Genomic DNA, 8,411 nt, shown 5'->3' with positions numbered 1-8,411 from the left:
ATTCCACACAAACTTTCCATGGAAGCTTCCAATCTTTTTTATCATTGGTATTAACGAAATAAGAGAAAGGAAGTACAAGGCAGAAGAAAACAGGCCCATGGAGAAGTTCGGAATAGGAGCTACATTATTAAATGGCATACAGAGGCCAACCAAGAAAATAAGAAATCTTCGAAATTTCATTTGTTATGTAGTTTTATCCATTGTAAATAAATGAAAAGCTTAAAAAAGGAAGTCTCACAAAGGGTGTCTTTTTCAGAGCGGAGGAACTTATCTCGATAGTTAATCAGCCTGCCTGCATCCAATTCCGGGCAATAACTTATGATATCATTTATGTTTAATATATCAACAAATTGATTTCTAAGACTACTCTTGAACCATTCTCCAACAGGAGCTGCAAACCCATGTTTTGGGCGCTCGAGTATCTCTCTCGGAACCATATCATATAATATATCCTTCAAAATCTTCTTGCCACCAGTTTGTTTGTCAAACAAATATTCAAGAGGAAGTAAACGAGAGTATTCTGCCAATCGATAGTCCATCAGTGGACTACGAAGCTCAAGGCTATAACGCATAGTGGCTCGATCAGTCTTCGTGTTGATGCAACTGTTCATATAGTGCTTCATGTCATAGTCAGAATACGACAACAAACCTCTATCTTCATTAATGTAGCCTATGTCTGGTAATTGATGTGCAAGAGCATAAGGCTCATACTTAGCTGCATCTTTAAAGTCACCGTATCCTCCTCTACAGATAAACTGGTCACGCAAATCCTTGAATTTGAACAAATCCACATAATGGCTATCTGAGAAAAGATGAACAACTGAATACAAACCCTTTCTTACAGTATATGGTAAATATTTATAGAGTCGTTCCTTTTCTGCAAGTTTAGCGTATGTACTATACCCATAGAAAATTTCGTCACCTCCGTCACCACCTATTGCAACTGTAACATCTTCCCGAGTCACCTTTGCCAAGAGAGAAGTTGGAATAGCAGAGAAATCAGCAAATGGTTCATCATAAAAAGTATGAAACCCATTGAATGCATCAAGCATTTCTTCACCTTCACACTTTCTTATCCTTATTGGAACTCCCAATGCGTCAGCTACTGCTTTGGCATGTGTTGATTCATCATAAGATGCATTATCAAAACCGATAGAATATGCTGTAATATTATGATTATGTTTTGCAATGAGAGCAGAAGTCAAAGAACTGTCAATACCTCCAGATAAAAACATACCTATAGGTACGTCAGCCCTAAGCCTGATTTTTACTGCATCGTTCAATAAGTCATAAACTGTTTCTTTCGCCTCATTGTATGTTTTAGGACATTTGAATCCACAAGAATTAGAAAACAAATCCCAATATGTTGATATTTCCAGATTGTTGGTAGCAATATTATATGTAAATTTCTGCCCTGCTCGTAACTTTTTCAGTTCTTTCCAAATGCAATAAGGGTCAGGTATATATCCATCAAATAGATAAAAAGCCCTGGCTTGCTCATCAATATTAAAGGAATTGCCTATACGTATAGGTTCTGCTTGGGAAGCGAATTCGAATCCATCTGAGTTCCATCTGTAATAAAAAGGCTTTTTGCCCAAACGGTCTCTCGCTCCAAACAATTCTCCTTTTGACTTATCCAATATTACAAAAGCGAACATTCCGTTTAGTAATTCAACGCACTTCTGTCCATATTTGTCATAAAGAGCACAAATTACTTCAGTGTCACTTGTTGTGCGTAAAGAAAATCCTTGCAAATGAGTCCTTTTCAGCTCTTCAAAGTTATATACTTCACCATTGAAAACTATTGAAATTCTATCGTTGTAATCGAAAGGCTGATTTGAGCGAGTGTCGAGATCCAGTATTGACAACCTAACATGCCCCAAAATCAACTCTTTATCTTTCGTAAAATGATAACGCTTAAAAGATTGGAAATCAGGTCCTCTAAAATTCATAGAAGACAGTTTCCTGTTCATGCAAACATCCGAATAACGGAATGTGCTACCATATATTCCACACATAAGTCAATAATTAAAATAATGATGGTAGTTTGATCATATCTCCTAATCGTGATTCCCAGGGGTCTTTCAATGGCTTCATTCCACCCCAATCATAGAATGTAAACTCTCCGAAATAGAGTTTATTATTTACATTGAAGAAGTCAACACGTACAAAAGGTAATCCATTTGAAAGAACACGTGCCAACTCTATCATCTTTTCAAAATTGGCAGGTTTAGAAAACTCAGGATAGACACGATCATATCCATGACTTATATCTATTGCATTGAATTTTAAATCATAATAATTTTCATAAATCTTCTTACCCTTATTCGTTACATACATATATGCCGGTTCGCCGTTGAAGCAATAAAATTTGTAATCGTGAAGTTCTTTTCCTGTACCTTCATCTAAATATTCTTCAGCAATGATTCTCGGTTCTATATGCTTGTATGGGTATTCTCTAAGATGCCAATACCAGTTTTTGCCTTGTAGAGTCTTCTTGTTAAATCTCTTTCGAATGCGCTTAAAGTCTATACCTTCTGATTTATCAACAAGAATACCTCCACCACTGTCATGTGTTGATTTCAAAAAGCATTTCTCTGGAAGATAATCAAAATCTATCTCATCAACACTCTTCCAACATCCATAACAAGGAACTACATACTCTTTTCCTATTTTATTAGCCACATACTGCTTTACCCAATATTTATCTGCCATCATAGTGAAGAGAGGATTACGAAAGTTGAGCTTCAACCAATTAAGTTTCTCGTTGAATCCTTTTGGATTAACGAGATCAATTTCCTTATTGAAGTGCAAACGATATTTCAGCCTGATATATCGCTCGTCAGAGTAGAATCTTGTCAATTTTGTTGAGATGTAATCTACCATGAAATTTCTGTCGAGAAGATGTCTTATTATTTTTACAAATGATACCATTTTTCACTTATTTAGTTGTAAATAATTCAATATTAACTTGGCGTACCATCTAAGATTCTGCTTAACTGTCAAATACTTCATACGATATGAGAATGAAAGGTATGGATAGGTACCTTTTTTATCTACAATTTGTTTCATTCTCTTATACCCCTGAGTCAACGCAAACTCATTGACACAATCAGTTGAATAACATATTGCTAAATGCTTTAAATATGTATTTTTATATGGGATATTGACAACATAGTTATAAAAATCAACTAAAAGGCTTAATGCATTATCTTTTATTCTGACATGAGTTGATGATTGACTATTTTGATAATAGCTATAAACTACCGCATTTTTGTGTACAACTTTATTTGCATACTGCAAGACTTGATAAAATAACATTCCATCTTCTCCATTGGTATGATTCATTAGCGTTATATATTCATGCTCTTGTAGCAAGCTATTCTTAAACAGCTTGCTACAAAGAGTATGGGAATACTCTTTGGAGAGTAAAGCTCGATATACGCTTTCTCTGTCACTCCCGTATGGTAAACTAATATATGATCGTTTAGTTGTTCCATCATCATAAAGCCACTCCATATCACCAGACACTATATCAGCATCACTCTCAACAGCAAGATTATATAAGGATTCAACGGCATCTTCAGGCATAAAATCATCACTATCACAGAAAGTGATATAATCGCCTGTGGCCAATTGTATCCCATGCCTACGAACAGCGCCCTGGCCGCTGTTCATAGGCATCCTCTCAATTCTCACAACATATTTCTTCTCCCCGAAGCGGAGTCGAAATTTTTCAATTACAACCTTTAAGATATCGATGGAGCGGTCGGGAGTGCAGTCATCCACAAAGATAAACTCAATATCGTCCAGTGTCTGCTCAAACAGACTTCGGGCACATCGTTCTATGTATTTCTCTGCCCCATAGACTGGGACTATGATACTTACTTTTGGCATATTATTTTGATAGTTGAGTTAATAACAAATTTTTACATTCGTTGCGCTTTTGCTCTAAGATGGCATTGACGGATGACCAATCGATAGGGCGGTTGATATCTACTTCGTGTAATTGGTTGGCATCCAGCAGTCGGTCTTCAAGATGGAATACTTTTAGCAGAGATGTGAAGCGCGACATTCCTCTATTTGCATTGCCAATGACCCAAAAGGGCTTGTTGAAAATGATGGAGAAGACCATACCATGGAAGCTATCAACAATGGTCATTTCAGCATCCATGAAGGCACGGAGCCAAGTGGTTACTCCAGGGAATACGCAATCTTCTATGCGATTCTTTATATCATCCTTTGTTCGAGTTTCTGCTTGGCATTTAGGCAATACTTGAAAAGATTTAAGACCTCTTTCTTTTGCAACTCGATTGATAAATGCTGATTTAACTGTATCGGGATCAAGGATATAATTGAAGAGAGTACCTTGGGCCTTAGGTTCTTTTTCTGCTTCTATGAGAAGGATATAGTCTTCTTTAGTAAGAAGCAAGGTAGGGTCGAGCACATGAATAGCAGCAACTCCAAGATGGTCTTTGCAAAGGTTCACGCCAGAATCTTCTCGAACGGATACAAAATCAAACTTTTGAGCAAGAGGCGAACATATTAAAGTTTCTTCTTGTGTAAACTCCCATTGGTCGGTACCAAAACTGGCAGCATAGGCAATGCGTTTCACCTTTTCATCCTTCGCAAAATCAAGGAACATGGAGGAAAGGAACGCATTATAACAAGGTCTCCAGCACTGATCGCTACCTACTACATAAGCATCGTACTTCCCCACTTTAGCTTGGTGCCTAAATCCATCTTTAAACATGATTGTTTTTGTATGATGAATATAAGTGGAAATAAAGTGGTTGGTATGCTGCTGAATGACTTTTTTCTCATCGTCTGTAGGCTGATATTTCAATTTTGGAAACTTCTTAGGAAACAAGAAAGACAGAATTGTCCATTTGATTCTATATAACCTATAACGAAGCGATTTGTATGACGGAGTCCAGTCTATAGTCTCCACCTCATGTCCCGCTCGCAGGAGCACCTGCTGCAAAGCATAGTTCTGCAGCAAACCTCCGTAATTAGCTTGAAGCGGTTGAGTAAGTATTCCGATTTTCATATTTCTTTGTTATTGATAAAACTGATCTGTGTTGATGTCAATTGTTCTGCTTACAATATGCACATCACCTTGTTCATTTTTGTATGAAGCAATGAGGGTGGAAGAGAAAGGAAAAGTCATTTGTGCTTCGTATCCATCTCCTCTTCGCATATCTCCATCGGAGCCCCATTGAAGTCGGACCTGAACATTACCGATTACCTCAAGGGTAATGGTATCGTTGTCCTGATTCTTGAGATTGATACCTGTTACCATATAGGCAAGAATCTCGTGGTGTGTGGCAAGGATATCAATATCATTCTGGACATTGTAATAGAACTCCTCAATCATCTCTTCGTCTATACAATCAATGGCTGCTTGTTGTACTTGATATCTGGCCTCTGCTACATTCATGAGAAAGAGCTGAACATTGCAGAGTACGCCTAATGTAAGTTCTGTGATTTTGACAGGCTCAATATTGAATGTCGATTCAGTTACATGAGTATATTTACTTAATTCATCAATATTTTTTCGGAGCTCCTTGTCGTTGTTTTGATGGTCGATACGAAGAGTATTCGTGACATAATCATCCGACAACCAGCCTTGAATAGCGTATTTGATGCGTTGGGAGCGTGTCACCTTATCCGGATGATCCTTGTCGTTAGGATTGAACCATGGAGCATTCACAACCTCCGTATCTGGAGCCAAACGTTCGAGCACAATCCTTATAAGTTCGCGCATGGAATACGCAAAGTTGTTTAACCGAAGTTTGTTTGATGTGTCATCTACATTAGCAATGGCGGCTAGGAACAGCTTTTGTTCGAATCCTGGTGCCAAATGTTGGAGTATAGTACTTTCTGCTGCTGAATCCATAATATGATTTATTGTTGAATAATCTCAGATTCAAATGATTTAGCTATCGAGGGACATCGTTTTCGTTTACTAAACGTATGTTGTCGTAATCCTCCTGATACAGCCGTTTTAAGGACGGTATCAGAATGTCATTGATCATAATATCTCTCGTAATCATTTCAGCTTTGATTATTTCATCTTGATTTCCAAACGATATGACTTCCAGCCGAGGTGCTTGTTGCGGAAGATGATGGAAGCAACGGAAACATTTTCTGGCATTGGAGGGATAGAAACCATCTCAAGTTGATTAGTTATCTTTGTTTTACCCCCCCCCGTAGCAAATCTTAGCATTCTCTTTATCAACTGCTTGCATAAAGAAATAGACATGCATAGACGTTGTTTGAGAGTCGGTCGGAGGCAGTCAACGATAAGAGCATTTACGCTCTCTGTTTCGTCTAAGCGAGCAAAGAATTCGGCTCGTTTGGGATGGGCAGCTACTGAACGGAAATAAGCAGGATTGTGACCGATTGCAATATCTGCTGTTGTTTCCCTGTGGTTTGTCTTGCTCCAATCGAGAGCTGCTTGTCCCTTGTCGGTATTGATCAATACCAGTCCCGTTCCTTTGTCATCGTCCATTTCGGGCATTTCCGTGTTGATGCCCCAGAAGTCAGCTATGGTGATGTCGCTATGGCTTCGACCGCTCTTTGCCTGACACTGGTAACAAGAGGGACGGAGAATCATGTCGCGAAGGAAAGCTCGCATGAAATGGTTCTGCTGATGATGGCTGCATAGGGAGACTGATTGCTCGCCCTTGTTGTATTTCATCGTAAAGTTGAAGGCCTTCCATCCGTTGCGCTTGTTGCGGAACTGCACATCGTTGATAGCCTTTCGTCCTGCTGTCACTACTTCATCGAGATACATGCCCCACACCTTGGGACTTGGAGTGCCATGGCAGATGATATCTACAGAGAGGAGATTTTCGTAGGGCTTGCGGAGGAAATGGTGCAGACCTGCAATCTGACAAGGAGTGCCGGAGAAAAGCACCTTGCGACCTTCGGTGAGAAACCGCTTTGCATCTGTATAGGCTGTTGCCATACGAGCCTGCACATATTTGCTGCCCATGAAAGCCTTTACACCTTCCATCGTCTCAGCATAGTCTATCACCACTTGCCACTGCTCATCGAAGCGTGCTCCAAAGACAACACCACCTTCAGCTATTGTCTTCTCTGCAAGGAGATAGAAGATGCCACCGGAAGAAGACTTCAAACGCACTTCCTCATCCTTATTGATGGCTACATATACTTTCTGTGGCTTGCGTTCTTCAAAAGGATGCAACTCATGGCACACCTTCTCACAAAGCCCACAGTCAATGCAATCTGCCTCATTGACCTTGGGATAGAAAAAGCCTTCGTTGTCGGCTTGCATCGTGATGCAATGCTTGGGGCAAATGGAGGAGCAGGCTGAGCAGCCACAACAGTTATGTTTGTCGATAATATTAATCATTGTTTTTACTTTCTATTTTCTGCCAAAGATATTTCCATGCGATTATACGAATCTGGTCAATGACAATAGCTGTAACGAATATCAAAATGAGAATCACAAAGGTATAAAGCCAATACTCAAAACAACCAGTAGTCTTATATAGATCTATAAAGAAATCCTTGAAATGCCATAGAGTATTAGGGTTCGTATGAATAAGGAATACAGAAAATGAACTTGCTGCAATCCAGTTTATTAACTTGCTCTGTATCTGGATTTTTGAGAAAAAAAGAATCATGAACATTGAAAAGACTATACAGTAAGGAGATATGTAGCTTATCCATAAACTACCTAAAATCGTGGTCTCTATGCCTAATAGGGGGGGGTAATATAGGCAGCTGTCACACAGATTGGTGCAATGCAAAGTGAAGCGATATAGAAACTCTTTGATTTCAAACTTATACGAGGTTGATATAACCTCACATAGCGTGCTAAAAGATAAAGCCCAATGAATGAAATCGTTGAATATCCGCTTTGAATGTGTTGAGTACTGCCACTAAAAATCCAACCATAAATGAACTCAAACGTAAAGAAAGCAATCAGAACATTCCTAAAGTCTTTTTGCGAGGCCTTTTCAATGAAAGCATTTAATACTGGTGCAAGAATATAAAGTAGTATGTATGCCTTGATAAACCAATTAAGTTTGGTAAGGGCAAAGCATCCCATTAAGCCTTCTTTTGATAGTGTCGATGTCCCTATGATAAGAGTGAAAATATAAAGACCAATTAACCAGAAAAGACATTGAAAAACAAAATTAGAAAATCCTTTAATTGTGGGTCTGATGCCAAACCATCCTGAAAGACATACAAATATATCTACACAAGCTATACTTATAGCTTGAAAGAATACTTTCAATGATGATTCAACAGGTGCGTTAACACAATCTGATGCGGATGGTGCTCCTAAAGAGAAGAAATCTGCATGAACTAACAAAACGAGGAACATGGCGATTATGCGCAACAGTTCCATATTGGATTGTCTTACTTTCATTGTT

Annotated in this window: 8 protein-coding genes; 1 reads left to right on the top strand and 7 read right to left on the bottom strand. The window is 38.7% G+C overall.

Going from position 1 to position 8,411, the window contains the following annotated elements; all coding sequences use genetic code 11:
- A partial coding sequence (locus tag CIK92_RS13975) for a hypothetical protein (RefSeq protein WP_216822221.1) occupies positions 1 to 214 on the top strand: 214 nt, incomplete at its 5' end.
- On the opposite strand, the gene asnB is transcribed toward CIK92_RS13975, so the two are convergent.
- The 7 genes from asnB to CIK92_RS13435 form a co-directional block, all read right to left on the bottom strand.
- Positions 177 to 2,018, bottom strand: a complete 1,842-nt coding sequence (gene asnB / locus CIK92_RS08565; protein WP_094388805.1) for an asparagine synthase (glutamine-hydrolyzing) — start codon at positions 2,016 to 2,018, stop codon at positions 177 to 179. The genes CIK92_RS13975 and asnB overlap by 38 nt on opposite strands.
- 10 nt (positions 2,019 to 2,028) lie before the next feature.
- Positions 2,029 to 2,886: an ATP-grasp fold amidoligase family protein gene (locus CIK92_RS08560; protein WP_256387332.1), complete on the bottom strand. Its 858-nt coding sequence runs from the start codon at positions 2,884 to 2,886 to the stop codon at positions 2,029 to 2,031.
- A gap of 51 nt (positions 2,887 to 2,937) precedes the next feature.
- Entirely contained in the window at positions 2,938 to 3,897 is a 960-nt protein-coding gene (locus CIK92_RS08555) for a glycosyltransferase family 2 protein (protein ID WP_094388803.1), read from the bottom strand.
- 1 nt (position 3,898) lies between these two features.
- Positions 3,899 to 5,050, bottom strand: a complete 1,152-nt coding sequence (locus CIK92_RS08550; protein WP_094388802.1) for a polysaccharide pyruvyl transferase family protein — start codon at positions 5,048 to 5,050, stop codon at positions 3,899 to 3,901.
- A 9-nt stretch (positions 5,051 to 5,059) separates the two neighbouring features.
- The gene (locus CIK92_RS08545; RefSeq protein WP_094388801.1) at positions 5,060 to 5,899 is read right to left on the bottom strand and encodes a hypothetical protein; all 840 of its coding nucleotides are present in this window, start codon (positions 5,897 to 5,899) and stop codon (positions 5,060 to 5,062) included.
- Positions 5,900 to 6,067: 168 nt separating this feature from the next.
- Positions 6,068 to 7,381, bottom strand: a complete 1,314-nt coding sequence (locus CIK92_RS08540) for a Coenzyme F420 hydrogenase/dehydrogenase, beta subunit C-terminal domain (protein WP_094388800.1) — start codon at positions 7,379 to 7,381, stop codon at positions 6,068 to 6,070.
- Positions 7,382 to 7,729: 348 nt separating this feature from the next.
- On the bottom strand, positions 7,730 to 8,407 hold the full coding sequence (locus CIK92_RS13435; RefSeq protein WP_144289386.1) for an acyltransferase: 678 nt from the start codon (positions 8,405 to 8,407) through the stop codon (positions 7,730 to 7,732).
- Positions 8,408 to 8,411 lie beyond the last annotated feature (4 nt).

It is taken from the genome of Prevotella sp. P4-67, assembly GCF_002251325.1.
In the GTDB taxonomy this organism is placed as follows: domain Bacteria; phylum Bacteroidota; class Bacteroidia; order Bacteroidales; family Bacteroidaceae; genus Prevotella.
This window is presented reverse-complemented; position numbering and strand designations above follow the sequence as displayed.